The following is a 26,511-nucleotide window of genomic DNA, read 5'->3' on the forward strand; positions in this document are numbered from 1 at the left end:
AGGGTGTTTTAACTGACGTTGCCGAAACCGTACAAAAACATTCGTTAAGATTAACACGAAGTCATCGCAATAGCGGATCTGTGTTACGAGAGCTTGCAATTCTAGCCGTAGCCACCGCCGTTGTCTTTAAGATTCAGGAGCGTAGTGCATGGAGTTCAGTGTAAAAAGCGGTAGCCCAGAGAAACAGCGCAGTGCCTGCATCGTTGTGGGTGTCTTTGAACCGCGTCGCCTGTCCCCGGTCGCCGAACAACTCGATAAAATCAGCGATGGCTACATCAGCGCCCTGTTGCGCCGTGGTGAGCTTGAGGGAAAAGCAGGCCAGACTTTATTGCTTCACCACGTTCCGAACGTGCTTTCCGAGCGTATTCTGCTCATCGGATGTGGCAAAGAGCGCGAACTGGATGAACGTCAGTATAAGCAGGTTATCCAGAAAACTATCAATACGCTCAACGATACCGGCTCCATGGAAGCAGTGTGTTTCCTGACCGAGCTGCACGTTAAGGGCCGGAATACTTACTGGAAAGTGCGCCAGGCGGTAGAAACGGCGAAAGAGTCGCTTTACTGCTTCGATCAGCTGAAAACCAATAAAAGTGAGCCGCGCCGTCCGCTGCGTAAAATGGTCTTTAACGTGCCAACGCGCCGTGAGCTGACCAGCGGCGAGCGCGCCATCCAGCACGGCCTGGCTATCGCTTCAGGCATCAAAGCAGCAAAAGATCTTGGCAATATGCCGCCAAACATCTGTAACGCGGCTTACCTCGCCTCTCAGGCACGCCAGCTGGCGGACTCTTTCAGCAAGAACGTTGTCACACGCGTGATTGGCGAACAGCAGATGAAAGAGCTGGGGATGCACTCCTACCTCGCGGTGGGCGACGGCTCCCAGAACGAATCCCTGATGTCGGTTATCGAATACAAAGGTAATAATTCACCGGATGCTCGCCCGATTGTGCTGGTTGGCAAAGGGCTGACGTTCGACTCCGGCGGTATCTCCATCAAGCCTGCCGAAGGCATGGACGAGATGAAGTACGACATGTGCGGTGCGGCGTCCGTGTACGGCGTGATGCGTATGGTTGCAGAGCTGAACCTGCCGATTAACGTCATCGGCGTGCTGGCGGGCTGTGAGAACATGCCGGGCGGGCGCGCTTATCGTCCTGGCGACGTGCTGACAACTATGTCCGGCCAGACCGTGGAAGTGCTGAACACCGATGCGGAAGGCCGTCTGGTACTGTGCGACGTGCTGACCTACGTTGAGCGCTTCGAGCCGGAAGTGGTTATCGACGTGGCGACGCTGACCGGCGCCTGTGTGATTGCCCTGGGCCATCACATCACCGGTTTGATGTCCAACCACAATCCGCTGGCCCACGAGCTTATCAGCGCATCCGAGCAGGCGGGCGACCGCGCCTGGCGTCTGCCGATTGCCGATGAGTTCCAGGATCAGCTGGAGTCCAACTTCGCCGATATGGCAAACATCGGTGGCCGCCCGGGCGGCGCGATTACCGCGGCCTGCTTCCTGTCCCGCTTTACCCGTAAGTACAACTGGGCGCACCTGGATATCGCAGGTACCGCCTGGCGTTCAGGGAAAGCAAAAGGGGCAACTGGCCGTCCGGTAGCGCTGCTGTCACAATTCCTGTTGAATCGCTCCGGATTTAACGGCGAAGAGTAAGCGATAATTTTGTAGAGAAAATGGTGGATGACGCTTTGCTTATCCACCCTACGAAACGGCTAAATCGAAAGATGCGAGTAAAATGAAAAACGCGACGTTCTACCTGCTGGACAACGACACCCATCTCGATGGGCTGAACGCCGTCGAGCAAACGGTGTGTGAACTTGCGGCAGAATGTTTTCGGGCGGGTAAGCGCGTGCTGATAGCCTGTGTGGATGAGCAGCAGGCTATCCGCCTGGACGAAGCGCTCTGGCAGCGCGATGCCAGCGCCTTTGTGCCCCACAATCTCGCCGGAGAAGGCCCGCGTTACGGCGCCCCGGTAGAGCTGGCCTGGCCCGCGCGACGCGGCAGCTCGTCTCGCGACATCCTGATAAGCCTGCTGCCACAGTTCGCAGATTTTGCCACCGCTTTCCATGAAGTGATAGACTTCGTCCCTTACGAAGACACTCAAAAACAACTGGCCCGTGAGCGCTATAAGGCGTACCGCGTTGCTGGTTTCCACTTGACTACGGCGACTCATACCCCGCCGGGAACGACATAGCAGACAATGGAAAAGACATATAACCCGCAAGACATCGAACAGCCGCTTTACGAGCACTGGGAAGAGCAGGGCTACTTCAAGCCTAATGGCGACACCAGCCAGGAAAGCTTCTGCATCATGATCCCACCGCCGAACGTTACCGGCAGCTTGCATATGGGTCACGCCTTCCAGCAGACGATCATGGACACCATGATCCGCTACCAGCGCATGCAGGGCAAAAACACCCTGTGGCAGGCGGGGACTGACCACGCCGGCATCGCGACTCAGATGGTCGTCGAGCGCAAAATCGCCGCCGAAGAGGGCAAAACCCGCCATGATTACGGCCGCGACGCCTTCATCGACAAAATCTGGCAGTGGAAGGCCGAGTCTGGCGGCACCATCACCCGTCAGATGCGTCGTCTTGGCAACTCCGTAGACTGGGAGCGCGAGCGCTTCACCATGGACGATGGCCTTTCCAACGCGGTGAAAGAAGTGTTCGTCCGCCTGTACAAAGAAGACCTGATTTATCGCGGCAAGCGCCTGGTAAACTGGGACCCGAAACTGCGCACCGCCATTTCCGACCTGGAAGTTGAAAACCGCGAGTCTAAAGGGTCCATGTGGCACCTGCGTTATCCGCTGGCCGACGGCGCGAAAACCGCCGAAGGTAAAGATTACCTTGTCGTGGCAACGACCCGTCCGGAAACCGTGCTGGGCGATACCGGCGTGGCCGTAAACCCGGAAGATCCGCGTTATAAAGATCTTATCGGTAAGTTCCTGGTGCTGCCGCTGGTTAACCGCCGCATTCCAATCGTTGGCGACGAACACGCCGACATGGAAAAAGGCACAGGCTGCGTGAAGATCACGCCTGCGCACGACTTTAACGACTACGAAGTTGGCCGCCGCCACGCCCTGCCAATGATCAACATTCTGACCTTCGACGGCGATATCCGCGAAACGGCAGAAGTGTTCGATACCAACGGCGAAGAATCTACCGTTTACAGCAGCGATATCCCGGCTGAGTTCCAGAAGCTGGAGCGCTTTGCCGCGCGTAAAGCCGTCGTCGCGAAATTTGACGAAATGGGCCTGCTCGACGAAATCAAACCGCACGACCTGACCGTACCGTACGGCGACCGTGGCGGCGTGGTTATCGAACCAATGCTCACCGACCAGTGGTACGTGCGCACTGCCCCGCTGGCAAAAGTTGCCGTTGAAGCGGTAGAGCAAGGCGACATCCAGTTCGTGCCGAAGCAGTACGAAAACATGTACTTCTCCTGGATGCGCGATATTCAGGACTGGTGTATTTCCCGTCAGCTGTGGTGGGGTCACCGCATCCCGGCCTGGTACGATGCCGAAGGCAACGTCTACGTGGGCCGCAACGAAGCGGAAGTGCGTGCTGAAAACAATCTGGGTGCAGACGTTGCGCTGAACCAGGACGAAGACGTGCTGGATACCTGGTTCTCTTCCGGCCTGTGGACGTTCTCCACTCTCGGCTGGCCGGAGAACACCGAAGCGCTGCGCACCTTCCACCCAACCAGCGTGATGGTCAGCGGCTTCGACATTATCTTCTTCTGGATTGCCCGCATGATCATGCTGACCATGCACTTCATCAAAGATGAAAACGGCAAGCCGCAGGTGCCGTTTAAAACTGTCTACATGACCGGCCTCATCCGCGACGACGAAGGGCAGAAGATGTCCAAGTCCAAGGGTAACGTTATCGATCCGCTGGATATGGTTGACGGTATCTCCCTGGAAGATCTCCTTGAGAAGCGCACCGGCAACATGATGCAGCCGCAGCTGGCGGAGAAAATCCGCAAGCGCACCGAGAAGCAGTTCCCGAACGGCATCGAGCCGCACGGCACCGATGCCCTGCGCTTTACCCTGGCGGCGCTGGCCTCAACCGGTCGCGACATCAACTGGGACATGAAGCGTCTGGAAGGTTACCGTAACTTCTGTAACAAGCTGTGGAACGCCAGCCGCTTCGTGATGATGAACACTGAAGATCAGGACTGCGGCTTTAACGGCGGCGAGATGGTTCTTTCGCTGGCGGATCGCTGGATCCTGGCCGAGTTCAACCGCACGGTGAAGGCATATCGCGAAGCGCTGGATACCTATCGCTTTGATATCGCGGCTAACATCCTGTACGAATTCACCTGGAACCAGTTCTGCGACTGGTATCTGGAGCTGACCAAGCCGGTGATGAACAGCGGAACAGAGGCCGAGCTGCGCGGCACGCGTAATACGCTGATTAACGTGCTGGAAGGTCTGCTGCGTCTTGCGCATCCGATTATTCCTTTCATCACCGAAACCATCTGGCAGCGCGTGAAAACGTTCAAAGGCATCACCGACGATACCATCATGCTGCAACCGTTCCCGGCGTATAACAGCGCGCAGGACGATGAAGCTGCGTTCTCTGATACCGAATGGCTGAAAGACGTGATCACCGCGGTGCGTAACATCCGTGCCGAGATGAACATCGCGCCGAGCAAGCGTCTGGACGTGCTGCTGCGCGGCTGCAACGAAGAGGCGATCCGTCGCGTAACCGACAACCGCACCTTCCTGCAGAACCTGGCCCGCCTGGAAAGCATCACCATTCTGCCGGTGGATGACAAAGGTCCGGTTTCCGTGACCAAAATCATCGACGGCGCAGAGCTGCTGATCCCAATGGCAGGCCTGGTGGACAAAGCGGCGGAGATCGAGCGTCTGGCCAAAGAAGTCGCTAAGATCGAAATTGAGATTGGCAAAATCGAAGGCAAGCTCTCAAACGAAGGCTTTGTGGCGCGTGCGCCAGCGGATGTGGTCGCGAAAGAGCGCGAGCGTCTGGCAGGCTTCGCCGATGCCAAAGCTAAGCTTATCGAGCAGCAGGCTGTTATTGCCGCGCTGTAACCGTTAGCAAGCGTTGAAAAGGCTATTTGCCCTCCGGCAAATAGCCTTTTTTCGTTTATCCTGGCAGCGAATAAGACCGCTCATGCAAGGGAAGCCTGGATAGCTTTATCAATAATCCGGGTAAGCTGCTCCACGTTCGGACGCCTGCCGATATGATCGATGAGACCTTCAAGATAGTCAGACTGCGCGATTAGCTCCCTCATTGCCTGCGGCGTGATGGTCAAACGCTGTTTTCTGGCATAAGACTGCAGCAGCGCCAGAGCCCCACAGCACAATGGCGTCGCGCTGGAAGTACCGTTAAAGCTATCGGTGTAATCTCTGTTGTGGCCGGGCATATCCTGGAGCGAGCTGTAGCCTGCGGTAGTGACACTCTCGCCCCACGAGTTGATCATTGAAGTATAGTGACCATAATTTGAGTACCACATTCTGCGCCCGTTGTCCGGGTTACAGGCGTCGACCAGAATCGCGCCGCAGTCGCCATAATCCGGGCAAATAGCCGTATTGCTAAGATCAAGTCCGCCATTCCCCGCCGACGCTATCACTATCGCCCCTTTTTCAGTTATGTTTTTGATCGTATCCCACCAGCTTTTAATCGCGATGATAGGAAGATAACCATCGTCCGTTATCGTCTGAATATTCAGGCTCACAATTTCACCCGGCTGAGCGTGTTCCATAATGTTGTCTAAATAGTCGGTGTCATAAAAATAATATAAAGAGGAGTGAGCGATACCCGTCACGCCAAAGCCATTTGCGCTTGCCGCAATGCAACCAGTTGAGGCGGTGCCGTGATTACAGTCCTCAGATTCATCCCTGCTCGCAACAACAATAATATTGCCGCTCTGGAAATCCTCGTGATTATGATAAATACCAAAATCAAGATGTCTGATATTAACAGCCTGCCCCGCATAGCCTTTTTCCCAGAGAGGTAGAATGTTCATCCCTTTCGGTGCGGCCAGGTAGTTTTGCTGGCTGGTAAAGTCCGGCGTGGGAATTTCAGCGACATCACGGATGACGACATTCTCTTTTTGCTCTATTGCCGGGGCGGCTAAATTCTTGACGTCGGGGACTACCGAGCAGAAAACGACATCGTCGAGGGCTTCGACTTTCTGGCAAATATCTGCTGCCTTCACTTTGTCCTTAACCGAATGAATCTGGTAATATTCATAGTTATGAATTGAGTGATGTTCGGCAAAAGAATCAACGTTGATCGTTTTCTGCTTCACTGCACCTCCGTCCAGCAAAGCATGCAGAACAGGAGACATGGCAGCAAATCTCCCCTTGAGGATTTTCATCTCAATATAGAAACCTGGAATAGCATCCATCAACGGCTCATAGCCCTTAAGATTGACTTTACGGGTTGAGGTGAGGACTTTATTTGTATCTTTATTTTTAAACTCTCCAGGATAAACGGTGATTTATTCCGAAGCTATCTCACGACCATTCTCGATGGTGGCAACGACATAATACTCCCCGCTGTCAGTAATGGTGAATATATGGTTATTTCTATTAATCCGCGCTGTATTAAGCAGCTTATTATTCTGGTAAAGAGCCAGGCTGCAGGGGAGCACGATATTGGCTAGCTCGATATGAATTGCGGGAACTGCCGCCAGCGTTTTGTATATTTCTACTTTCTCACACATGTTCATTTCCTCATCAAAAGAATCGTTAGCTGCTTAGTAAATCAATCAGCACTTAATATTCTATACAATGGGAAAGGGCAGATGGTCATCAGTACTTATAATTTCATATCAACATAAATTTTTGAGGGCTTTATTTAAAATATAATAAAATCATTTTGGATATACCACTATCAAACGCCCCCATAAACAAAGCACGATGGGCAGCGAAGCCTCTGTGTCGCTTGCGTTTATAGCTAAAAAGGCCACCAGTCTTACGACAGGCGGCCTTTTCTTATACAACAGCTAATCGTGTTTACAGGTAATTTTCTATCTTCATCATAAACGATTTAGCATTCTGGGTAACAGAGAAATGCCCCGCTGTACCGTACTGATCGAAAACGGTAAATGTCGCAGCAGTATCAATGACAGCGTCGAGCGGAACGTTACCGCAAGCGATACGGCTGAAGCATACCTGGCCTGCACGGTCGTTGATGATAATCTCAAGCTCCCCCAAACCGGCAACAGGTGAATCATTAATGACATACTGGCTGGCGTACGCAAGAGGCCAGGCATAATAAAGTTGGGCACTGCTACTTTGGTTAATCGCAGCGAAAAGAGGAATTTCATTCGTCATCCAGTCTACAGCGACAATGCTTAAACCATTCTTCAGTGAGAGATAGTAGTTATCCTGGTCAACTATAATCCCGGTAGATGAAACAGGTTTGGCAGTGTCAAACCGAGTGAAATCGACATCCGTCAGTGTATATTTAGGAATATTTACACCTTCAAGCATGATATAGGAATAAAATGTGGAACCCGCTTCTCGAGTGTTATAGACCGTTCCGTCAGGTGCCACAATACTTGCGCCAATAGCAATAATACTTACCACATGGCAGCTTACCCAGAAGGTAAATATCTGAACTCGGGGATCGACCTCTTCACCGGGAGCTTTCTCAGCAACCTGATCTGGCATGGTATGCAAGTAACTGTTTTCCGAGCGGGAGAAGCCCCAGCCGTTCATGAGTCTGCCCCCTGAATTGTTATCAATCAGCACTATCGAATCGATATCTTCCTCGATAAGCTGTACGGGCAGCCCGTGTTTATCGACGGCTTTAACATTTACCTGTACAGCAACCTGCATATTCCCGTTTGCATAAATCTTTCCGTGAGTGTCACCACTTGGTAAAGAAACAGAGAGATGTTCAAGATTAGTCCAGATTGAATTAGCCATAATATTAATTCCTTTGAATTCGCTAAAAGAAGTTTTTAGCGTCTGGATAATTTAATCCCGGCGGCTGGCTTTTCTGTCATCAGGAAATATCAGACTTACTCAGATAAGCTCATTATCCGGATGAATTATATTTATTGATAACATCTGCTATAAATATTTAAACCAGTATAACGTTACACGGAACGAGCAAAACTTGCGTAACTGACATAGCAGTGGTATTAACTGCTTCTTTCACTATCTTAAAGTTCAAAGAGCAACGCTATGACAACCGCCGCACCGATAAAGCTGAACATGCGCCGCATGGCTTCCAGGGACAATGCCGCTATCGCCCGCGTGATCCGCCAGGTCTCAGCTGAATATGGGCTAACCGCCGACAAAGGCTACACCGTCGCGGACCCCAATCTCGACGAGCTGTTCCAGGTTTACAGCAGGCCCGGGCACGCGTATTGGGTTGTGGAGATGGAAGGTAAGGTCGTCGGCGGCGGCGGCGTGGCGCCACTGAGCTGTAGCGAACCGGACATCTGCGAATTACAGAAAATGTATTTCCTGCCGGTGGTGCGCGGCAAAGGGCTGGCGAAGCGGCTGGCTTTGCAGGCCATGGACTTTGCGCGGGAAGAAGGCTTTAAGCGCTGCTATCTGGAAACCACGGCATTCCTGACGGAAGCCATCGCTTTGTACGAACGTCTTGGCTTTGAGCACATCTCCGAGCCGCTGGGCTGTACCGGGCACGTAGACTGCGAAGTGAGAATGTTGAAAACGTTATAAGCCAGTCAAAGCAGTGCAGCGGCGGGGAGCCGCTGCACGAGGGAGTTAGTGGCGAACGCCGTCGTCATCGTCGTCCACGAGGTCTTCTTCGTCGCCCTCTTCGCCTTCTTCGCCGTTAGGATCCTCAAAGTAAGTGCCCCAGCCGTCGTATTCCACGCCAAATTTCTCGGCAAGATCCAGCAGCTGTTCAACCTGCTCGTCCAGCAGTTCGGCTTTCAGCGCGCTTTCGCTCAGCACGTCGCAGCAGATGACGGTTTCACCCTCTTCCACTTCCAGCTCTTCCGGGTCGGTGACTTCATAACCCATTTTGAACGCTTCAACCGCTGCTTTTTCCAGGGTTTCGAAATCGTCTGCAGAAAGGTGATGTTCGATGGTGTACAGCGCGTCCGGATCGCTGCCATCTTCCAGTAATTCTTCAATAATCAAACGCGTCTCTTCGCGCTGCTCTTCCAGCAGTTCTGGATTTGCCATGGCCCTTTCCTCAGTTTGTCGGCAGATACTTCTATTTTCACACACGCATGGGTTTGCCTCCACCTTTCCCGCGAAAGATTTGCGACGCGGGGGTTGCAAATGAATATCCATCCATATAAATTGAATTTTAATTCAATAAGTGGCATGAGCCATGTGAGGAAAAGATGAGTCACTTTTACCAAAAGCACTTTCTTAAATTACTGGATTTTACCCCGGCCCAGCTCAACGAATTACTGACCCTCGCCGCGAAGCTTAAAGCCGACAAGAAAAAAGGCACAGAGACTCAGCAGCTTACCGGAAAAAATATCGCGCTCATCTTCGAAAAAGACTCAACCCGCACACGATGCTCTTTCGAAGTTGCCGCTTATGACCAGGGCGCTCGCGTCACTTATCTCGGCCCAAGCGGCAGCCAGATTGGGCATAAAGAATCAATTAAGGACACGGCCCGCGTGCTGGGCAGAATGTACGACGGCATTCAGTACCGCGGTTACGGTCAGGAGATCGTCGAAACGCTGGCCGGGTTTGCCGGGGTGCCCGTATGGAACGGCCTGACAAACGAATTCCATCCCACCCAGCTGCTGGCGGACCTGCTGACCATGCAGGAGCATCTGCCGGGTAAATCCTTCAAAGAGATGACGCTGGTTTATGCCGGTGACGCCCGTAACAATATGGGTAATTCAATGCTTGAGGCCGCCGCGCTGACCGGGCTGGATTTACGCCTTGTGGCCCCGGAGGCCTGCTGGCCGGACGAAAATCTGGTTGCGAAATGCAGGGCGCTGGCAGAACAAACCGGCGGTAAGATCACCCTGACGGAAGATGTGGCCGCTGGCGTAAAAGGCGCAGACTTCATTTATACGGATGTGTGGGTATCGATGGGCGAAGCGAAAGAGAAGTGGGCCGAGCGTATCGCCCTGCTGCGCGCCTATCAGGTTAACAGCGAGATGCTGGCGCTGACGGGCAATCCGCAGGTGAAGTTCCTGCACTGCCTCCCGGCGTTCCACGACGACCAGACCGTACTGGGTAAGCAGATGGCTGAGCAGTACGATCTGAAAGGCGGCATGGAGGTCACGGACGAAGTATTTGAATCATCGCATAGCATCGTGTTCGATCAGGCGGAGAACCGCATGCACACCATTAAGGCGGTGATGGTCGCGACGTTGGTGCATTAGCCCCTCACCCCGCCCCTCTCCCCGAAGGGGAGAGGGTGAAAATCCATCAGGTCGGATAAGCGTTAGCGCCATCCGACACCCTGTTATGCGACCAGAAGCTTAACAACTACCTACGCACGGTCTCCGGCTTTCCTACCGCACACAGCGGCTTGTGTACCTCTCCTGGATAAAACACCACAAAATCCCCTTCGCTTAGCACGACGGTTTTTTCCTGTTCGCCTTCCGGCAGGAACGCGATGTCTTTATCGGCGAGCCAGTCGGTGTCCGGCGTACCGGCGGGCAGACAGCTGAAGGTCATGCCTTCCTGGCCGCGCATGACAATCTGAATGTCGAGATAGCGCTGGTGAAACTCCGCCCTGCGGTCTGCAAACGGCTCGGTGCTGTCTTCGGAGACCAGCATGAACAGCCGGTTGCCGTCGATATCATGCTTGCCGGGAGGCGTTTGCGGCGTGACGTGCTGCTTAACGTGTTCGATGGCCAGGCGTAGCTCTTCAGGCAGCCAGCTTTGTAGAGAGTGGATGTTACCGATAATCATGATGCTCAGCTCCATTTTGAAACGATGTTTTAATATCGTATTTATACGAAAGTTCCCCTTCTCTGGCTACGGCTTTTTTACCAAAATTCGCGCTGGCGCATAGTTATCGCAAAAGTTGCCGCGGCCCGGCGGCGGCGCTGAGGTTTTTATGCAGGAATTGAGCATAACCTGAAAATTTCTCGGTTTGAGAATGAGCCTATCATATTGATAATTAAAGGCTGTGATAAAAAACAAACCCGCGATCACGTTTTAAATCACGTCAATAAGTGCAAATTCAATCATAACTATTTGCGGTTTAATTTCTCGCCGGAGATGAAAGTATTACCTGACCGCATACTTATGCATCAAGGCTAAAAATAATATTTATATTCAATTGGTTATGAAATTCACCTTTTTGCATAAAATAACATTACTTTAACAGCATTCAGATAAAACTGGCATCACAACGCTTATTTATTCATTCATCACCCATCGCTTATTTGTTATTACCTGACCCTTATCAATTAATTATCAGAGAATGAAAAACCACCTTGCCCACGTGATAACCCTCACATTAAATAGTTCTCAGGAAATTAAGATACGTCCTCAGGCAAGACGACAAACATATTTCAACTCCGGTGCAAATAAATTTGCATCACAGGTATTTTCATCTGCGGATTAATGAAAAGGTAAAGTCATGGACAAACATTATGTCGGTTCCGAAATTGGCCAATTACGCAGCGTCATGCTGCACCGCCCCAATCTCAGCCTGAAAAGACTGACGCCTTCCAACTGCCAGGAGCTTTTATTTGATGATGTTTTATCGGTCGAGCGCGCCGGGGAAGAGCACGATGTCTTCGCTAATACCCTGCGCGGCGAAGGGGTGGAAGTTTTACTCCTGACCGATTTATTAACCCAGACGCTGGATGTGATTGATGCCAAAGCCTGGCTGCTGGAGACGCAGATCTCCGACTATCGCCTGGGACCAGCCTTCGCCTCTGATATTCGCGGCTGGCTGGCCGATATGCCGCACCGTGAGCTTGCCCGTCACCTGAGCGGTGGGCTGACCTACGCCGAAATCCCGACTTATATTCAGAATATGGTCGTCGATACCCACGAGGCAACGGACTTTATTATGAAGCCATTGCCTAACCATTTATTTACCCGTGATACGTCATGCTGGATATATAACGGCGTTTCTATTAACCCAATGGCGAAAGCCGCCCGCCAGCGCGAAACAAATAACCTTCGTGCGATTTATCGCTGGCATCCGGCGTTTACCGACGGCAATTTCATTAAATATTATGGCGACGATAACATTAATTACGATCACGCCACATTAGAAGGCGGTGATGTATTAGTCATCGGGCGCGGCGCGGTATTAATCGGACTTTCCGAACGCACCACGCCGCAGGGCGTAGAGTTCCTGGCTGAATCCTTATTCAAGCATCAGCAGGCGACGCGCGTTATCGCCGTTGAGCTGCCGAAGCACCGTTCCTGTATGCACCTCGATACCGTCATGACCCATATCGACATCGACACTTTCTCCGTCTACCCGGAAGTGGTTCGCAAAGACGCCCAGTGCTGGACGCTAACGCCGGACGGCAAAGGCGGCATCAAGCGGCATCAGGAGCCAAACCTGCTGCACGCCATTGAGCAGGCGCTGGGGATTGACCAGGTCCGCCTCATTACCACCGGCGGTGACGCCTTTGAAGCCGAGCGCGAGCAGTGGAATGACGCCAACAACGTGCTGACCGTGCGTCCGGGCGTGGTTATCGGCTACGAGCGAAATATCTGGACCAACGAAAAATACGATAAGGCAGGGATCACCGTGCTGCCCATTCCGGGCGACGAGCTGGGCCGCGGCCGCGGCGGCGCACGCTGCATGAGCTGCCCGCTTGAACGTGACGGTATCTGAGGCAAGGAGAAGACGAAATGGAACACAAACCAACCCTGGTCGTGGCGCTTGGCGGCAACGCATTGCTGAAACGCGGCGAGCCGCTGGAAGCCGACACGCAGCGTAAGAATATCGATCTTGCCGCTAAGACTATTGCCCGCCTCACCTCTTCGTGGCGCGTGGTGCTGGTTCACGGCAACGGCCCGCAGGTGGGGCTGCTGGCGCTGCAGAACAGCGCCTATGAGAAAGTTTCGCCTTACCCGCTCGATATTCTCGGTGCCGAGAGCCAGGGAATGATCGGCTACATGCTTCAGCAGTCGCTTAAAAACCATCTGCCCGACAGGGAAGTCAGCGTGCTGCTGACCCAGGTGGAAGTGGATGCCAAAGATCCGGCGTTCCAGAACCCGACCAAATACATCGGCCCGGTATACGACAAGGCGCAGGCCGATTCGCTGGTCGCGGAGAAAGGCTGGTCAGTGAAGGCGGACGGCCAGTACTACCGCCGCGTGGTGCCGTCGCCGCAGCCTAAGCGGATTGTGGAAAGCGATGCGATTACCGCGCTTATCCAGCGGGATCACCTGGTGATTTGCAACGGCGGCGGCGGCGTGCCGGTGGTGGAGAAAGCCGACGGCTACCACGGCATTGAAGCGGTGATCGATAAAGATCTCTCCGCCGCCCTGCTCGCCCGCCAGATAGAAGCCGACGCCCTGCTGATCCTCACCGACGCCGACGCGGTTTACTTCGACTGGGGTACGCCAGCCCAGCGCCCGATTAGCCATATCACGCCGCAGGAGCTGGACGGCATGAAGTTCGATGCGGGCTCTATGGGGCCGAAGGTCGCCGCCTGCAGCCGATTCGTCGCCCAGTGCCACGGCATCGCCGGGATTGGCGCGCTGGAGGATGGCCCGGCAATTCTGGCCGGTGAGAAAGGCACGCTGATCCGCGAATAATCTCCGAAATCATGTCGGGAGACGCTGCGCTTTCCCGGCCTGGAAAATTTACCGATTCGTAGGGTGGATAAGCGATAGCGCCATCCACCAAAAAATTAAGGATGAGACAATGACCATCAACCTGAAAAACCGCAACTTCCTGAAACTGCTGGACTTCAAGCCTGCAGAGATCCAGTACCTTATCGATCTTGCGCGCGACCTGAAGGCCGCGAAAAGAGCCGGTACCGAAAAGAAAACGCTGGCCGGAAAAAACATCGCGCTGATCTTCGAGAAAACGTCTACCCGCACCCGCTGCGCCTTTGAAGTAGGCGCCTTCGATCAGGGCGCGCAGGTGACCTATCTCGGCCCAAGCGGTTCGCAGATTGGCCATAAAGAGTCCATGAAGGACACCGCCCGCGTGCTTGGCCGGATGTATGACGGCATCGAGTATCGCGGCTTCGGCCAGGACATTGTCGAGGAGCTGGGTGAGTTTGCCGGCGTGCCGGTATGGAACGGGCTGACCAACGAATTCCACCCGACGCAAATCCTGGCAGATTTGATGACCATGCTGGAACACGCGCCGCAGAAAACGCTGCCGGAAATCGCCTTTGCCTATCTTGGCGATGCCCGCAACAACATGGGTAACTCCCTGATGGTCGGCGCGGCAAAAATGGGCATGGATATCCGCCTGGTCGCGCCAAAAGCCTTCTGGCCGGAGGCTGAACTAGTGGAACAGTGCCGGGCCATCGCCAAAGAAACCGGCGGCCGCATCATGCTGACCGACAGCGTGGAAGAAGGCGTGGCGGGCGTCGACTTCCTCTACACCGACGTCTGGGTGTCGATGGGTGAGCCAAAAGAAGCCTGGGCGGAGCGCGTGAGCATCATGACCCCTTACCAGGTGAACGGCAGCGTGCTGAAAGCCACCGGCAACCCGAACGTCAAGTTTATGCACTGCCTGCCCGCCTTCCACAACGAGCAGACCAAAGTGGGCAAAGAGATCGAAGCCGAGTACGGCCTGAAAGGGCTGGAGGTGACCGAAGAGGTCTTCGAGTCCCCGAATTCCATCGTCTTTGACGAAGCGGAAAACCGCATGCACACCATTAAAGCCGTTATGGTTGCCACGCTCGGAGAGTAATCCCCACCGGCGGCGGGGGTCCCCTCGCCGCCGGATGTGCATTCGTGCGGCAGAGTCCGCAGGAGGAAAGGAAAATGGCCGATGTTACCCACGGGGATGTCGCAGCGACGTCCGCGACCACAGAAAAAAAATTAGGGCTCAGCGCGCTGGTTGCGCTGGTCATTGGTTCAATGATTGGCGGCGGGGTGTTCAGCCTGCCGCAAAACTTTGGCTCCGTTGCGTCACCCGGTGCGTTGCTCATCGGCTGGGTGATTACCGGCGTCGGGATGCTTTGCCTGGCGTTTATCTATCAAAACCTGAGCTCCCGCTGCCCGGAGCTTGAAGGTGGGGTTTACAGCTACGCCCGCGCCGGATTTGGTGATTTTATTGGCTTCCAGTCCGCCTGGGGCTACTGGTTCTCTGCCTGGCTCGGCAACGTCTCCTACGCCGTCCTGCTGTTCAGCGCGATGAGCTTTTTCATCCCGGTATTTGGCGACGGGAACAACCTGCCGTCGATTATCGGTGCGTCAGTGGTGCTGTGGCTGGTTCACGCGCTGGTGCTGCGTGGCGTGCGGGAAGCGGCATATATCAATACGATCCTGACCGTCGTGAAAGTAGTGATCCTGCTGGTGTTTATCGTCGCCGTGCTGATCGCCTTTAAGATCGGCGTCTTCACCGCTGACTTCTGGGGGCGGATGATGATCGTCGACGGTAAAGAACCGGCGCTGTTCGATCAGGTGAAAAATACCATGCTGGTCACCACCTGGGTGTTTATCGGCATCGAAGGCGCAACGGTAGTTTCCGCCCGTGCGGCAAACCGCAGCGATATCGGTAAAGCCACGGTGATTGGGCTGCTGGGCGCACTGGCGATTTACGTGCTGGTGAGCGTGCTGTCGATGGGGATCCTGGATCAGGCAGCGCTTGCCGGGCTGAAAAACCCTTCAATGGCGGGCGTGCTGGAAAATGTGGTCGGCCCCTGGGGAGCGAAATTCGTTGCCGGTGGCGTGATTCTGTCAGTTGCCGGAGCGCTGCTTGCCTGGACGCTGTTTGCCGCAGAGCTGCCCCGCGTGGCCGCTAACGACGGTATTTTCCCGAAAGTCTTTGCCAAAGAAAATGCGCGCCACTCCCCTTCGTTTTCCCTGTGGATCACCAACGGTTTAATCCAGCTTTTTCTCATCCTGACGCTGTTCTACCAGGCCGGTTACCAGGCGCTGTTCTCCATCGCCACTGCGGCAATCCTGCCTCCTTACCTGTTCAGCGCCGCCTACGGCCTGAAGCTGGCATGGACTGGTGAACGTTATAAAAACGGGGAGTCCCGCACCGGCGGCATCGTGCTGGGAGTTATCGCCACCGTGTACGGTTTCTGGCTGTGCTACGCCGCCGGGGATTCCATGTTACTTAGCTCCCTGCTGTTCACGCCTGGGCTTGCGGTCTTCCTGTGGCAGAAAAAGAAACAGGGACAGCCGCTGCTCAAAGGCTACGAGTGGGCCATTGTGGTGGCGCTGCTGGTCGTCGCGGCCTGGACGTTAAACCTCGTCATTCGCGGTGCCATACAGATCGCTTAATCCACTTATCGCCCCCTAGGGGGCGATAAATTCTGTCATTTACAATTTTTACAACATTTTTAATGAGTTAAAACAGTAAAGTCAGATCCATTAAGCAGAATAATTTCATAATCGGCGTAAATTAATCACCCATTAAAATCATGGAATGGTGAATACGATGAGGATTTCCCGCACAACCTCCGAAAAAGAGCTGAGCCAGCTGACACTCTGCCAGCGGCTTATCGTCCATAAAAGCTACCACTCTCAGGAAGAGCTGCGCCGGGATATGCAGCGCCACGGCTTTGCCGCCATCAGCCAGTCTACCGTCTCCCGGCTGCTGAAGGTGCTGGGCGTCATTAAAATGCGCAACGCCAAAGGGCAAAAAATCTATGCGCTGAATCCTCAGGAGCAGCCAGAGCCGGACGCCGCCCGCTCGGTGGCGGAGATGGTGATAAGCGTCGAGCATAACGCCGAATTTATTATGATTCACGCCGTGGCAGGCTATGGCCGCGCCGTGGCAAAAATTCTTGATTACCGCGCTCTGCCAGAGATTTTAGGCGTCGTCGCGGGCAGCAGCGTCGTGTGGATAGCCCCGCGCGAAGTGAAAAAAACGCCGCTGGTTCACCGCCGGATTATCCAGACGCTGGGGCTGCATGAAATTGCATGAGTATTCACAGCAACCGATTGCCCATGTATAAAAAAGTGTGAAGTTCCCGCTTGCCAAGCTCAACCACGCGCGTATAATGCGCCACAATTTGCCGGGAGGAAGCATGGTCCAGTGTGTTCATAACAGCGTCACACCCCGTCGTCTGAAAGACGATGCGACCCCGTTTTTCTTTCCGCTGCTTCAATCAATTCCAAAGGCCCCTCGTTGAGGGGCCTTTTTTTTTGCCCGACGCCGAGAACAGGAGATAAGCATGACTAACCCGCTCTATCAAAAACATATCATTTCCATCAACGATCTCAGTCGTGAAGAGCTTGAGCTGGTGCTGTCTACCGCGGCTAAGCTTAAGGCAAACCCGCAGCCGGAGCTGCTTAAGCACAAGGTTATCGCCAGCTGCTTCTTCGAGGCTTCAACACGCACACGTCTCTCTTTCGAAACCTCCATTCACCGTCTTGGCGCCTCGGTTGTCGGCTTCTCCGACAGCAGCAATACGTCGCTGGGCAAGAAAGGCGAAACGCTGGCGGACACCATCTCGGTGATCAGCACCTACGTTGACGCCATCGTGATGCGTCACCCGCAGGAAGGCGCGGCCCGCCTCGCGACGGAATTTTCCGGCAGCGTGCCCATTCTCAACGCGGGCGACGGAGCAAACCAGCATCCGACCCAAACGCTGCTCGACCTGTTTACTATCCAGGAAACCCAGGGACGTCTGGAAAACCTGCATATCGCCATGGTCGGCGACCTGAAATATGGCCGCACCGTGCACTCTCTGGCCCAGGCGCTGGCGAAATTTAGCGGCAACCGCTTCTACTTTATCGCGCCGAACGCCCTGGCGATGCCGAAGTACATTCTCGATATGCTGGATGAGAAAGGCATTGAGTGGAGCTGCCACGAGGCCATCGACGACGTGGTCACCGAGCTGGACATTCTGTACATGACCCGCGTGCAGAAAGAGCGCCTGGATCCGTCCGAATACGCCAACGTGAAGGCCCAGTTCGTGCTGCGCGCGGCTGACCTGGCTGGCGCTCGCGAAAACATGAAGGTGCTGCACCCGCTGCCACGCGTGGATGAGATCACCACCGACGTGGATAAGACGCCGCACGCCTGGTATTTCCAGCAGGCAGGCAACGGTATTTTTGCTCGCCAGGCGCTGCTGGCATTGGTTTTGAATCGCGAACTGGTTTAAGTGAGAGGATAAAGAGATGACGCACGATAACAAATTACAGGTAGAAGCCATTAAACGCGGCACGGTTATCGACCATATCCCGGCGCAGATAGGCTTTAAGCTGCTCACCCTGTTCCAGCTGACCGAAACCGACCAGCGCATTACCATCGGCCTGAACCTGCCGTCACGCGAGCAGGGGCGTAAGGACCTGATCAAAATCGAAAATACGTTTCTCACCGACGAGCAGGTAGACCAGCTGGCGATGTACGCGCCGCACGCCACCGTCAACCGCATCGAGGAATACGAAGTGGTCGGCAAGAGCAAACCTAAGCTGCCTGAACGCATAGAAAAGGTGCTGGTTTGTCCGAACACCAACTGCATCAGCCGCAGCGAACCCGTCCACTCCTCCTTTGCGGTAAGAAAGCGCGGTGAGGACATCAGCCTTAAATGCAAATACTGCGAGAAAGAGTTCGCGCATCATGTGGTGCTGGCGGATTAATCGTTGCCGCCCAGGCTCGCTTACCTATAATGGGCGAGGATTCATGAAAAAGCAGAGTGGATAAGCGCAGGCGTCTTCCACCGTTTAAATTCCGGCGGGTAATGCGTTGCCTGCCCGCCCTACGAACTCTCATAAAGGAATGAACATGTCTCGTACTATCAGCACCGAAAATGCACCCGCAGCTATCGGCCCATACGTTCAGGGCGTCGATCTTGGCAGCATGATTATCACCTCCGGGCAGATCCCGGTTGACCCAAAAAACGGTACCGTACCGGAAGACGTTGCCGCTCAGGCGCGCCAGTCTCTGGAAAACGTGCAGGCCATAGTGGAAGCCGCAGGCCTGAAGGTTGGCGATATCGTGAAGACCACCGTTTTCGTTAAAGATCTGAATGATTTCGCCACCGTGAACGCGACCTACGAAGCGTTCTTCAACGAGCACAAGGCAACCTTCCCGGCGCGCTCCTGCGTGGAAGTGGCCCGCCTGCCGAAAGATGTAAAAATTGAAATTGAAGCGATTGCTGTTCGCCGCTAATTTTTATAGATAAGAAGAAGCCGGTTCAGTGATGAACCGGCTTTTCTATTACACGAGAGGAAACATGAAAAAAACTTAAAGTATAAACAGCGAACATGCGCGCCATTTATAAATCGACATTACCACCGCCCAATTAAAACACCAACAACTATTTTATAAATTTTATTTACCACTTACTATTACAGGTACAAGTATTAATTCCATGAGCAATATAAAAGCCCAATCCATATTAAATAAAAATTAGTCATGGCGGGAATTTTAAAATAGTATTGCTGCGGGTGCTGAAGCCATTAATCTTCAGCATAAATGCACTTCGGTGAGGGTTGTGTTGCAGGATTATTGGTAGAGGTCCCATCCCTGAAACTAGCGGATGGGGAACTACCACACACACCCTAGACACGTGTGATGGTAGTTCCTTTGAAGCCTAAAATCAATAAGGATTATCATGACATCATTAAAGCTCTATGGGTTATTACTCGTTTGCTTAACGCTAATCACTATTACCTTTTTGATTCAGGACTCGCTGTGCGAGTTCTTCTTTATTAATAAGGACGTGGTTATCTTCAGCAAACTGGCCTGCCCGGCCGGTCAATAACCCATCGGGGGAGTCCGCTCCCCCGGCTTTAATGGTTTTGTCTGGTGCGTGATGGTTACAGTACCCTTTTTATAATGGCCGCGAAAGCGGCCATTATTAATTACGGGTTCATTTAATGCTTGCTCGTAATAATTTTTGCAGCGGGTAAACGGCGGCAACAATAACCTCATCCTGAGTTTGTGCGGCTTTATCCAGCTGCTTCTGAATATCATCCCGCTCGCCGCCGCTTAACGATCCCTGCTTCGCCACCATGTCGGTCAGCCGCAGGCCGATGCCCGCCAGCCTGTCCACGTCTTCCGCCACAGGTTTTAGCGCCTTCAGCTGGTAGCTGCCGTCGATAAGCGCCAGCACGTCCGGCGTATTGCTTTGCCAGCGGGTAAAGGTATGGCGCAGGGACTCGGCGCTGTTGCCGTCTTCCGGGTCGGCAATCAGCTTATCGACCCAGCCGTCCATCGCCCGCACCTGGCTGCTTTCCGCCACCAGCGCATCCGCAAAGCGGTTAAGCGGCTCAAAGTGGTGATAATTGCCCGCCTGGAACTTCAGATGCTGCCGGGTGTAATACTGCGCCGGCTCAACGGCCTGAGCGAGAATTTGTAATGGCATGATTTCCGTGGTCCCCGCCAGGCGAGTGAACTGCTGTACCGCTGCGGTATGCTGCTGAAGCCCTACGGAAACGGTGGTCCAGGCGTCTATCGCCTGCAAGCGCTGGTACATGTTGTCGATATCTTTCACCTCTTCCGTGGACCACAGCCGCTCCGCCACCGCAAACGCCCGAGGCCAGAGTTTGATATCCAGCAGTGGCGCTGAAATGTTCTCGGCCCACAGCGCCGCTTCGCCGCCGAGAATATTATTCATCTGCTCAGCGGCAGGCACGACCGGCTGCACGCCATCCGGCACGCTGTCCAGCTTCTGTCCGGTCGCCGGGTAGCGCACGTTGCCCACCAGGAAGTAGCCGCTCAGCCGGTCCTTATCCACCGTGACCACCGGGCGAGTTTCCCCCATCCAGGTATCCACGGTAAAGGTCACCTGAGTTGGGCTTAGCCATTCGATGTCCCGTACGGCACGGCGAGATTTGCCTTTGAAGTCGATAAATCCTCGCCAGGCCATTTCGTTATTCACCAGCGTGAAGCTGCCCTCCACCGGCTTACCTTTCAGGCGCGGCATAGAGAAGAACCAGCTTTGCGCGCTGTCGGCTTTGGTGATGCGATCGACCTCGTTCAGGCCCTGCGGCAGGATCTCGTTGCGATAGTGGTAAGCGGTGGACTGCGGCTGGTCGAGATAGAACCCTGTCGACAGGATCCCCCTGTAGCTGCTGGCGGCAACCGCCCCCAGCGCGTCCTGCCCTTGCCAGGACTGGATCAGAATGCTCTTCGGCAGATCCGGATGGTAAATCTCATCCCAGCCCATCATCTGGCGGTGGTGCTTCTCGAGGATCTTCTCCAGCCGCTGGTTAAAGTACGTCTGCAACGCGTGGGTATCAGCAATCTTTTGCTGTTTCATAAACGCCTGAATGGGCTTCGATTCCTGCCATTGGGTATCGTCGACTTCATCGCCGCCGATGTGCAGATAGGCATCCGGGAAAATCGCCGCCAGCTCGCCCACCATCGTATCGGCAAACTTATAGACCGCTTCGTTGGCCGGATTAAGCAGCGGTTTAAGCACGCCCCAGTGGCGCTCCATCTGGTACGGCCCCGGCGCGCTCATCAGTTCCGGGTAAGCAACCGCAATAGCCGAGGCATGTCCCGGCATGTCCATTTCCGGCACGACGCGGATCCCCAGCTTCGTTGCGTAGCGCACAACTTCTTTCATCTGTGCCTGGGTATAAAAGTCACCGTCGCTGGCCAGCTGCTGGAGCTTAGGATATTTAGCGGAAGCAAAGCGCCAGCCCTGGTCATCCGTCAGGTGCCAGTGAAGCACGTTAAACTTGGCGGCCGCCATGCCGTCCAGCTGGCGCAGAATATCTTTCACCGGGATGAAGTGGCGGGCGGAATCCAGCAGGACCCCGCGCCACGGGAAACGCGGCACATCTTTGATTGCCACAAACGGTATTGAGGTATTTTGCGGGCCGTTCTGAATAAGCTGGAGCAGCGTTTCCATGCCGCGCATCGCGCCGAAGCGGGTATTCGCGGTTAGCTGCACCCCATCTGCCGTCACGCTCAGGGTATAGCTTTCATCGCTGCCGAGCTTCGGCAAAGGGTCGACGGCATTTTTGATATGAATATTGATAGTGGGCTTTGCAGGATTAGCCTGAGCAGGCTGAAGCTGCCAGCCGGTTTGCTGGGCGATTCGCTTACGCCAGCGCTCCGTGGCCCCGTCCAGCTTGTCACCGCTGATTTTAATCGATACCGAGTTATCCAGTACGAGGCTTCCCTCCGCCGCCGGGCGGCTCACCTGCTGCGGCCAGGGCATTAGCGGGAGATCCCCTGCGGGCGCGGCGTGAGCCTGACAGGCGGTAGCAATGCAGCCGGCAAGCAGGCTCAAACGTATTGATTTAAACATGAATATTCCTTTCAAGTGACGGGCCAGAAAAGGCAAACCTCTCTGGTAACACGTGGGGAAATATTCATCAAGATTATGGCGAGACGGGGATCACATCTCGCCAGGGTTTTGTATTTTTTAGGATTACTGCCAGCCGTAGCGGCGGCTGTAAATACCCTTTACGGCCTGAGTCAGCGTCATGTAACCACCAAGAATCAGCACCAGCCATGGGAAATAAGCCAGCGGCAGCGCCTGAAGGTGCAGATAGCCCGCCAGCGGCGAGAACGGCAGCGCAATGCCTACGGCCATCACTACCAGCGTCATCACCATCAGCGGCCAGGCGGCCCGGCTCTGAATAAACGGAATACGGCGGGTGCGAATCATATGCACAATCAATGTTTGCGACAGCAGCCCCACCACAAACCAGCCGGACTGGAACAGGGTCTGGTGTTCCGGGGTGTTAGCCTGGAAGACCCACCACATGACGCAGAACGTCATGATATCGAAGATGGAGCTTATCGGCCCGAAGAACACCATAAACCGCCCTAAGTCCGCCGGGTTCCAGCGCTGCGGCTTCTGAATTTGCTCGTCGTCCACGTTATCAAACGGGATCGCCACCTGGGAGACATCGTACAGCAGGTTCTGGATCAGCAGGTGAATCGGCAGCATCGGCAGGAACGGCAGGAAGGCGCTCGCCACCAGCACGCTGAAGACGTTGCCGAAGTTAGAGCTGGCGGTCATTTTGATGTATTTCAGCATGTTGGCAAAGGTCCGGCGCCCTTCGATCACGCCCTCCTCCAGCACCATCAGGCTTTTCTCAAGCAGAATGATATCCGCCGCCTCGCGGGCGATATCCACCGCGCCGTCCACGGAGATGCCAATATCCGCCGCCCGCAGCGCGGGCGCATCGTTGATGCCGTCGCCCATAAAGCCGACAACGTGGCCCTCACCGCGCAGCAGCCGGACGATACGCTCTTTGTGCATCGGCGTCAGACGGGCAAAGAGCGTGGTGCGCAGAGCAAGCTTTGCCAGATCTTCATCGCTAAGGTTTTCGATTTCGCTTCCTACCACCAGCTCGCCTACGTCCAGCCCCACCTCACGGCAAACTTTTGCCGCCACCAGCTCGCTGTCGCCGGTAAGGATTTTGACCGTGATGCCGCTGGCCTTCAGGGCTTTCAGCGCCGGAGCCGTCGTCTCTTTCGGCGGATCGAGGAACGCAATATAACCTTCCAGAATCAGGTCGGACTCGTCAACGCGGCTGTAATCTCCCTCACGCGCCGGGAGGAACTTTGTGGCAACGGCAACAACGCGCAGCCCCTGACGGTTCAGATCGTCCGTCACCCGGCGAATACGTTTGAGCATGCCATCGTTGAGCGGCACGATCTCATCGCCATGGCGCACCTGGGTGCAGACGTTGAGGATCTCCTGAAGCGCACCTTTGCAGATCAGCTGGTGCGCGTCCGGCGATTCGCACACCACCACCGACATGCGGCGACGCTCAAAATCAAACGGGATTTCATCCACTTTCTGCCAGCGGGCAACCGCTTTACGAACATGGTCGATGTCCAGCGCTTCCAGCACCGCCACGTCCAGCAGGTTTTTCAGCCCGGTCTGATAGTGGCTGTTAAGCCACGCGGTATGCAGCACGCGGTCGCTCACGCCGCCCAGAATATCGGTATGGGTTTCGAGGATGATACGGTCCTGGGTCAGCGTGCCGGTTTTATCGGTGCAGAGAATATCCATCGCGCCAAAGTTCTGAATGGCGTCCAGATGCTTAACGATGACCTTCTGTTTAGAGAGTTTCACCGCCCCGCGAGCAAGCGTCGAGGTGACAATCATCGGCAGCATTTCCGGCGTCAGCCCGACCGCAACGGAGAGCGAGAAGAGCGCGGCTTCCCACCAGTCGCCTTTGGTGAAACCGTTGATCAGCAGGACCACCGGCACCATCACCAGCATGAAGCGGATCAGCAGCCAGCTGACGCGGCTGATGCCCTTCTGGAAAGCATTAGGCTCGTTTTCCTGCTGGGTTACGCGCCCGGCAAGCTGGCCAAACCAGGTGTTGCCCCCGGTTGCCACCACCATGGCCAGCGCGGTGCCGCTGACCACGTTCGTGCCCATGAAGCACAGCGTGTCGCATTCGAGCGGATTGCTGTGCCGCGCTTCACGGCTGACGGCGGCCTTCTCTACCGGCAGAGACTCACCGGTCAGGGAAGCCTGGGCGACGAACAGATCCCGGGCCTGGATGACGCGTAAATCCGCCGGAATCATATCTCCCGCAGAAAGTTTAACGATATCCCCCGGCACCAGCTGGTCAATGGGGACTTCAACGTAGTCGCTGGTGCCCTTCTCATTCACTACCCGCAGCACCGTAGCGGTGTTGCTGACCATCGCTTTAAGCGCGTCCGCAGCCCTGGTGGAGCGGGCTTCCTGAATGAAATTGAGCAGCGTGGAGATAACCACCATCAGCGCAATCACGCTGGCACCAAAAAGATCGTCCTCCGTCGCGTAAGAGAAGATGCCCAGCAGCGTCAGCAGCAGGTTGAAGGGGTTACGGTAGCAGCTCCACAGATGCTTCCACCACGGCGCTGCCGCCTGGGTTGGGATCTGGTTCGGGCCGTGGGCCTCCAGCGCATCCTCCACTTCACGGGCGTTCAGCCCTTCGGGATGGCTGGAGAATTCACGATAGAGCTGCTCTTCGCTGGCGTAGGCATATTTCAGGCACGCTTCGGTGAGCGTGGCGGGGATATCCGTCGCCTGAGAAACAGTTTTGCCGTCCGGCATGGGGTCGCGCTGGATCAGACGGCGTGGCAGATGGCGGCTCAGTTGTGAAAACAACTGCCGGGTCAGGTTTTTAAACAGCATAATAGTCCCTTAGCGTCGCCTGAAGCGGCGCTCGGCTGTCCTGCGGGCACGGCTAAGCCGACCTTGCAGGTCAAATTTATTCAGCAGGGATCGACATCAAGAGGGTCACTGCCTTACGGTTTCCGGTAAGGCAATCACTTCAAAGAAGGGTGTCTTACCGGATGGTTCCTGTCATTACAGGGTCTGGACTGGGATCGGGTTCCATGTCGCCTCCGGTGAAAGATTTTGGGTTTGCTTCGTTACGCCCTCAGGCGCAGCGAAAGTGCGGATATAATACGCCCGCGAAACTAAACCCAACGTAAACCAGATTTTACCCATTGCCGTTTGTTGGCATGGACAACTTTAATGTATAAAACCTACGCTAATTATTTCAGGGAATGACCAGAGACATGCAAAATCGCCTCACCATCAAAGACATTGCCCGACTAAGCGGCGTGGGCAAGTCCACCGTCTCCCGCGTGCTGAACAACGAGAGCGGCGTCAGCGCCCGCACGCGCGAAAGGGTGGAGGCGGTGATGCAGCAGGAAGGGTTTTCCCCCTCCCGATCGGCTCGCGCCATGCGCGGGCAAAGCGATAAGGTCGTGGCGATCATCGTCACCCGTCTGGATTCGCTGTCGGAGAACCTGGCGGTGCAGACCATGCTGCCGGGCCTGTATCAACAGGGATACGATCCGATCATGATGGAAAGCCAGTTCGATCCTGAGCTGGTCGAGGAGCATCTTGGCATGCTCAAGCGCCGCAATATCGACGGCGTGATCCTCTTCGGCTTCACCGGCATCAGCGAAAAAATACTCCAGCCGTGGCAGGCCACCATGGTGCTGATGGCCCGGGAAGCCAAAGGCTTTGCCTCCGTCTGCTACGACGACGAAGGTGCCATCACCAGCCTGATGGCTAAACTTTATTCTCAGGGGCACCGCCATATCAGCTTCCTCGGCGTGCCGCATACCGACGTAACGACGGGCCTGCGTCGCCATGAGGCCTATCTCGCCTTCTGCAAAAAGCACGGGCTGACGCCGAAGGTGGCTCTGCCGGGGCTGGCGATGAAACAGGGCTATGAACACGTCGCCGAGGTATTGCTGCCGGAGACTACCGCCCTGCTCTGCGCCACCGATACCCTCGCGTTAGGCGCCAGCAAATATTTGCAGGAGCACCAGGCCTCGCTCCAGCTGGCGAGCGTCGGCAACACGCCGCTGATGAAGTTCCTCCACCCGGAAATCATTACCGTCGACCCAGGCTATGCGGAAGCCGGGCGTCAGGCGGTACTGCAGCTTATCGGCCAGGTAACCCAGGCCCGCGATCTGCGCCAGATCGTTATCCCCAGCACGCTTCAGTAATCCTCCCCGATCGCAGGTTTATTGTGATCGTCACCCGATTTCGGGAACGTTCCCGTTTTCGCAAAA

Annotated in this window: 22 protein-coding genes and 1 pseudogene; 16 read left to right on the forward strand and 7 right to left on the reverse strand. The window is 55.0% G+C overall.

The genetic code is table 11. The features are described from left to right. Nucleotides 1–148 precede the first annotated feature (148 nt). The 3 genes from pepA to AAE045_RS02105 all read left to right on the forward strand — a co-directional run bounded on the left by pepA (nt 149) and on the right by AAE045_RS02105 (nt 5,063). The gene (pepA, locus tag AAE045_RS02095; RefSeq protein WP_455425843.1) at nt 149–1,660 is read left to right on the forward strand and encodes a M17 family metallopeptidase; all 1,512 of its coding nucleotides are present in this window, start codon (nt 149–151) and stop codon (nt 1,658–1,660) included. An 82-nt stretch (nt 1,661–1,742) separates the two neighbouring features. After that, nucleotides 1,743–2,201 carry a DNA polymerase III subunit chi gene (locus AAE045_RS02100; protein WP_455546271.1) on the forward strand — a complete coding sequence of 153 codons (459 nt, stop codon included), beginning with the start codon at nt 1,743–1,745 and terminating at the stop codon, nt 2,199–2,201. Nucleotides 2,202–2,207: 6 nt separating this feature from the next. Then, nucleotides 2,208–5,063: a valine--tRNA ligase gene (locus AAE045_RS02105; protein WP_455546272.1), complete on the forward strand. Its 2,856-nt coding sequence runs from the start codon at nt 2,208–2,210 to the stop codon at nt 5,061–5,063. An 80-nt stretch (nt 5,064–5,143) separates the two neighbouring features. Here the strand turns inward: AAE045_RS02105 and AAE045_RS02110 are convergent, their stop codons facing one another. From AAE045_RS02110 to AAE045_RS02120, 3 genes are all read right to left on the reverse strand, one after another. Beyond that, entirely contained in the window at nt 5,144–6,385 is a 1,242-nt protein-coding gene (locus tag AAE045_RS02110) for a S8 family serine peptidase (RefSeq protein ID WP_455546273.1), read from the reverse strand. Between the two features lie 93 nt (nt 6,386–6,478). Beyond that, a complete protein-coding gene (locus AAE045_RS02115; protein ID WP_455546274.1) occupies nt 6,479–6,703 on the reverse strand; it encodes a hypothetical protein in 225 nt (74 codons plus the stop codon). 292 nt (nt 6,704–6,995) lie between these two features. Then, the gene (locus AAE045_RS02120) at nt 6,996–7,913 is read right to left on the reverse strand and encodes a hypothetical protein (protein WP_455546275.1); all 918 of its coding nucleotides are present in this window, start codon (nt 7,911–7,913) and stop codon (nt 6,996–6,998) included. Between the two features lie 261 nt (nt 7,914–8,174). On the opposite strand from AAE045_RS02120, the gene AAE045_RS02125 reads away from it, so the two are divergent. Further along, the gene (locus tag AAE045_RS02125; RefSeq protein WP_455546276.1) at nt 8,175–8,678 is read left to right on the forward strand and encodes a GNAT family N-acetyltransferase; all 504 of its coding nucleotides are present in this window, start codon (nt 8,175–8,177) and stop codon (nt 8,676–8,678) included. Between the two features lie 45 nt (nt 8,679–8,723). On the opposite strand, the gene rraB is transcribed toward AAE045_RS02125, so the two are convergent. Then, entirely contained in the window at nt 8,724–9,149 is a 426-nt protein-coding gene (gene rraB / locus AAE045_RS02130; protein WP_455546277.1) for a ribonuclease E inhibitor RraB, read from the reverse strand. Between the two features lie 164 nt (nt 9,150–9,313). On the opposite strand from rraB, the gene argF (AAE045_RS02135) reads away from it, so the two are divergent. Beyond that, nucleotides 9,314–10,318, forward strand: a complete 1,005-nt coding sequence (gene argF / locus AAE045_RS02135; protein WP_455546278.1) for an ornithine carbamoyltransferase — start codon at nt 9,314–9,316, stop codon at nt 10,316–10,318. A gap of 83 nt (nt 10,319–10,401) precedes the next feature. Here the strand turns inward: argF (AAE045_RS02135) and AAE045_RS02140 are convergent. Next, nucleotides 10,402–10,853 (reverse strand): annotated as a pseudogene (locus AAE045_RS02140) (YhcH/YjgK/YiaL family protein). Nucleotides 10,854–11,529: 676 nt separating this feature from the next. On the opposite strand from AAE045_RS02140, the gene arcA reads away from it, so the two are divergent. The 10 genes from arcA to AAE045_RS02190 all read left to right on the forward strand — a co-directional run bounded on the left by arcA (nt 11,530) and on the right by AAE045_RS02190 (nt 19,771). Then, nucleotides 11,530–12,750 carry an arginine deiminase gene (gene arcA / locus AAE045_RS02145; protein ID WP_455546279.1) on the forward strand — a complete coding sequence of 407 codons (1,221 nt, stop codon included), beginning with the start codon at nt 11,530–11,532 and terminating at the stop codon, nt 12,748–12,750. A 17-nt stretch (nt 12,751–12,767) separates the two neighbouring features. Continuing rightward, nucleotides 12,768–13,679, forward strand: coding sequence for a carbamate kinase (locus tag AAE045_RS02150; RefSeq protein ID WP_455546280.1), 912 nt, complete (start codon nt 12,768–12,770; stop codon nt 13,677–13,679). Between the two features lie 109 nt (nt 13,680–13,788). After that, nucleotides 13,789–14,793, forward strand: a complete 1,005-nt coding sequence (gene argF, locus AAE045_RS02155) for an ornithine carbamoyltransferase (RefSeq protein ID WP_455546281.1) — start codon at nt 13,789–13,791, stop codon at nt 14,791–14,793. Between the two features lie 74 nt (nt 14,794–14,867). Continuing rightward, nucleotides 14,868–16,337, forward strand: coding sequence for an arginine-ornithine antiporter (gene arcD, locus AAE045_RS02160; protein WP_455546282.1), 1,470 nt, complete (start codon nt 14,868–14,870; stop codon nt 16,335–16,337). Between the two features lie 157 nt (nt 16,338–16,494). Next, on the forward strand, nt 16,495–16,983 hold the full coding sequence (locus AAE045_RS02165; protein ID WP_455546283.1) for an arginine repressor: 489 nt from the start codon (nt 16,495–16,497) through the stop codon (nt 16,981–16,983). Nucleotides 16,984–17,086: 103 nt separating this feature from the next. Continuing rightward, nucleotides 17,087–17,191 (forward strand): pyrBI operon leader peptide, encoded by a 105-nt coding sequence (locus AAE045_RS02170; protein ID WP_455546284.1) that lies wholly within the window; start codon nt 17,087–17,089, stop codon nt 17,189–17,191. A 42-nt stretch (nt 17,192–17,233) separates the two neighbouring features. Beyond that, entirely contained in the window at nt 17,234–18,166 is a 933-nt protein-coding gene (gene pyrB / locus AAE045_RS02175; protein WP_455425855.1) for an aspartate carbamoyltransferase, read from the forward strand. A gap of 16 nt (nt 18,167–18,182) precedes the next feature. Next, nucleotides 18,183–18,644 (forward strand): aspartate carbamoyltransferase regulatory subunit, encoded by a 462-nt coding sequence (gene pyrI, locus AAE045_RS02180; RefSeq protein ID WP_455546285.1) that lies wholly within the window; start codon nt 18,183–18,185, stop codon nt 18,642–18,644. 145 nt (nt 18,645–18,789) lie between these two features. Further along, complete coding sequence (gene ridA, locus AAE045_RS02185; RefSeq protein ID WP_455546286.1) at nt 18,790–19,176, forward strand: 2-iminobutanoate/2-iminopropanoate deaminase; 387 nt, start codon at nt 18,790–18,792, stop codon at nt 19,174–19,176. A gap of 445 nt (nt 19,177–19,621) precedes the next feature. Further along, a complete protein-coding gene (locus tag AAE045_RS02190; RefSeq protein WP_455546287.1) occupies nt 19,622–19,771 on the forward strand; it encodes a Hok/Gef family protein in 150 nt (49 codons plus the stop codon). A gap of 108 nt (nt 19,772–19,879) precedes the next feature. Here the strand turns inward: AAE045_RS02190 and AAE045_RS02195 are convergent, their stop codons facing one another. Then, nucleotides 19,880–22,270 (reverse strand): beta-N-acetylhexosaminidase, encoded by a 2,391-nt coding sequence (locus AAE045_RS02195; RefSeq protein ID WP_455546288.1) that lies wholly within the window; start codon nt 22,268–22,270, stop codon nt 19,880–19,882. 123 nt (nt 22,271–22,393) lie between these two features. Continuing rightward, nucleotides 22,394–25,111, reverse strand: a complete 2,718-nt coding sequence (gene mgtA, locus AAE045_RS02200; RefSeq protein WP_455546289.1) for a magnesium-translocating P-type ATPase — start codon at nt 25,109–25,111, stop codon at nt 22,394–22,396. 389 nt (nt 25,112–25,500) lie between these two features. On the opposite strand from mgtA, the gene treR reads away from it, so the two are divergent. After that, nucleotides 25,501–26,445 carry a trehalose operon repressor TreR gene (gene treR / locus AAE045_RS02205; protein WP_455546290.1) on the forward strand — a complete coding sequence of 315 codons (945 nt, stop codon included), beginning with the start codon at nt 25,501–25,503 and terminating at the stop codon, nt 26,443–26,445. Nucleotides 26,446–26,511 lie beyond the last annotated feature (66 nt).

It is taken from the genome of Dryocola clanedunensis, from assembly GCF_038405435.1.
In the GTDB taxonomy this organism is placed as follows: Bacteria; Pseudomonadota; Gammaproteobacteria; order Enterobacterales; family Enterobacteriaceae; genus Dryocola; species Dryocola clanedunensis_A.

Bases quoted from the DNA above. Each gene is read 5' to 3' on its own strand.
- pepA (WP_455425843.1), top strand. From the start codon at position 149: ATGGAGTTCAGTGTAAAAAGCGGTAGCCCAGAGAAACAGCGCAGTGCC.
- AAE045_RS02100 (WP_455546271.1), top strand. From the start codon at position 1,743: ATGAAAAACGCGACGTTCTACCTGCTGGACAACGACACCCATCTCGAT.
- AAE045_RS02105 (WP_455546272.1), top strand. From the start codon at position 2,208: ATGGAAAAGACATATAACCCGCAAGACATCGAACAGCCGCTTTACGAG.
- AAE045_RS02110 (WP_455546273.1), bottom strand. From the start codon at position 6,385: ATGGATGCTATTCCAGGTTTCTATATTGAGATGAAAATCCTCAAGGGG.
- AAE045_RS02115 (WP_455546274.1), bottom strand. From the start codon at position 6,703: ATGTGTGAGAAAGTAGAAATATACAAAACGCTGGCGGCAGTTCCCGCA.
- AAE045_RS02120 (WP_455546275.1), bottom strand. From the start codon at position 7,913: ATGGCTAATTCAATCTGGACTAATCTTGAACATCTCTCTGTTTCTTTA.
- AAE045_RS02125 (WP_455546276.1), top strand. From the start codon at position 8,175: ATGACAACCGCCGCACCGATAAAGCTGAACATGCGCCGCATGGCTTCC.
- rraB (WP_455546277.1), bottom strand. From the start codon at position 9,149: ATGGCAAATCCAGAACTGCTGGAAGAGCAGCGCGAAGAGACGCGTTTG.
- argF (WP_455546278.1), top strand. From the start codon at position 9,314: ATGAGTCACTTTTACCAAAAGCACTTTCTTAAATTACTGGATTTTACC.
- arcA (WP_455546279.1), top strand. From the start codon at position 11,530: ATGGACAAACATTATGTCGGTTCCGAAATTGGCCAATTACGCAGCGTC.
- AAE045_RS02150 (WP_455546280.1), top strand. From the start codon at position 12,768: ATGGAACACAAACCAACCCTGGTCGTGGCGCTTGGCGGCAACGCATTG.
- argF (WP_455546281.1), top strand. From the start codon at position 13,789: ATGACCATCAACCTGAAAAACCGCAACTTCCTGAAACTGCTGGACTTC.
- arcD (WP_455546282.1), top strand. From the start codon at position 14,868: ATGGCCGATGTTACCCACGGGGATGTCGCAGCGACGTCCGCGACCACA.
- AAE045_RS02165 (WP_455546283.1), top strand. From the start codon at position 16,495: ATGAGGATTTCCCGCACAACCTCCGAAAAAGAGCTGAGCCAGCTGACA.
- AAE045_RS02170 (WP_455546284.1), top strand. From the start codon at position 17,087: ATGGTCCAGTGTGTTCATAACAGCGTCACACCCCGTCGTCTGAAAGAC.
- pyrB (WP_455425855.1), top strand. From the start codon at position 17,234: ATGACTAACCCGCTCTATCAAAAACATATCATTTCCATCAACGATCTC.
- pyrI (WP_455546285.1), top strand. From the start codon at position 18,183: ATGACGCACGATAACAAATTACAGGTAGAAGCCATTAAACGCGGCACG.
- ridA (WP_455546286.1), top strand. From the start codon at position 18,790: ATGTCTCGTACTATCAGCACCGAAAATGCACCCGCAGCTATCGGCCCA.
- AAE045_RS02190 (WP_455546287.1), top strand. From the start codon at position 19,622: ATGACATCATTAAAGCTCTATGGGTTATTACTCGTTTGCTTAACGCTA.
- AAE045_RS02195 (WP_455546288.1), bottom strand. From the start codon at position 22,270: ATGTTTAAATCAATACGTTTGAGCCTGCTTGCCGGCTGCATTGCTACC.
- mgtA (WP_455546289.1), bottom strand. From the start codon at position 25,111: ATGCTGTTTAAAAACCTGACCCGGCAGTTGTTTTCACAACTGAGCCGC.
- treR (WP_455546290.1), top strand. From the start codon at position 25,501: ATGCAAAATCGCCTCACCATCAAAGACATTGCCCGACTAAGCGGCGTG.